Origin of the sequence: Burkholderia sp. DN3021 (assembly GCF_049805555.1) — a bacterium.
GTDB classification, from domain to species: Bacteria; Pseudomonadota; Gammaproteobacteria; order Burkholderiales; family Burkholderiaceae; genus Burkholderia; species Burkholderia pyrrocinia_C.
In genome coordinates this window covers 1-1,223 of sequence record NZ_JBNCAB010000231.1, presented here as the reverse complement: position 1 = coordinate 1,223, position 1,223 = coordinate 1, and the positions used below count along the sequence as shown (strand labels likewise).

The 1,223-nt window shown below is 60.1% G+C and carries 3 pseudogenes; 1 reads left to right on the top strand and 2 read right to left on the bottom strand.

The features are described 5' to 3' along the window. Window positions 1-194: 194 nt before the first annotated feature. A pseudogene (locus ACPUER_RS36765) lies at window positions 195-625 on the top strand (IS5 family transposase); the annotation flags it as partial. 43 nt (window positions 626-668) lie between these two features. Here ACPUER_RS36765 and ACPUER_RS36760 read toward each other — a convergent pair. Then, a pseudogene (locus ACPUER_RS36760) lies at window positions 669-1,034 on the bottom strand (transposase); the annotation flags it as partial. Beyond that, window positions 1,034-1,096: pseudogene (locus ACPUER_RS36755) on the bottom strand (IS3 family transposase); the annotation flags it as partial. The pseudogenes ACPUER_RS36760 and ACPUER_RS36755, both read right to left, overlap by 1 nt. Window positions 1,097-1,223 lie beyond the last annotated feature (127 nt).

The following is a 1,223-nucleotide window of genomic DNA, read 5'->3' as shown; positions in this document are numbered from 1 at the left end:
GTTACCGTGAGAAGCAACATTCTCCTTCAATCGCCACCGCCTTCTCCTGCCTCCTCCCTACGCCGCGTACACCACTTCCAACGATAGCTCCGGCTACGATGGCCAACTGCGAAACCTGCAGGCTTTCATGAACGCGCATAAGAGCGGCTAACACAACCTGGACATGATGCTGCGGGCGTCGTATCGTCTACGGCATGGCAAGACGCAAAATCAGTAACGAATTATGGGTGGCGCTGGAGCCGCTGATTCCGGAGTTCACGCCATCGCCCAGGGGTGGTCGGCGGCGCACAGTCGATGATCGCGCAGCGCTGAACGGTATCTTGTATGTATTGCAGACGGGCATTCCGTGGGAAGACCTTCCGCAGGAGTTGGGCTTCGGCAGTGGCATGACATGCTGGCGACGTCTGCGAGACTGGCAAGCGGCCGGCGTATGGCATCCACTGCATTTGGCGATGCTGCGTCGACTGCGAGAGCGCGACCAGATCGATTGGGAGCGTGCGAGCCTAGATGGAGCCAGCGTCTCCAGCTCCCGGGGGGCCAAGAAACCGGCCCCAACCCGACGGACCGAGGCAAGCTCGGATCGAAGCGACACATCGTCGTAGATGCACGCGGCATCCCGCTGGCTGGAGCAATCGTCAAGTCTGGTGTACGCGGGTCGGGCGGCATGATCAGGCGGCCAGCGCTTGAGGAGCCGGTGTGCTTTCAGTCACCGGGATTCCGTCCCTGAAGGGAATGCCCTTCAGAAGCGGCTCGATCTTGTTGACGCCGCGGATTTTCCTCCACGACTTCTCGGCGGCTTCAATCAGCTTGAACGCCATGGCGATGAAGCTCGCGCGCGATAGACAGTTACGCGTGCGGCTCGTGCGATGGCGCACCGTCGCGAACGTTGATTCGATCGGATTCGTGGTCCGCACGTGCTGCCAGTGTTCGGCAGGGAAGTCGTAGAACGCGAGCAACGCATCGCGATCCTTTGTGAGTTTCTCGATGGCCTTTGGGTACTTGGCCGCGTACGTGTCGACGAACTGGTTAAATGAGTCCTGTATTGCACGGGACTCAGCCCTTTCAGTTTGAGCTTGATGCGTTCGTGGTTGTAGTGGAACTGGCGGCAATGCTCGAGCAGTATTCGAATGTAAAGACGATCGATGGACGGCGGGCGCTCGTGCGCAACGGCTACCTGCCAGAGCGCGAAATCGTCACCGCTGTGGGCCCGGTGCCGGTCAAGG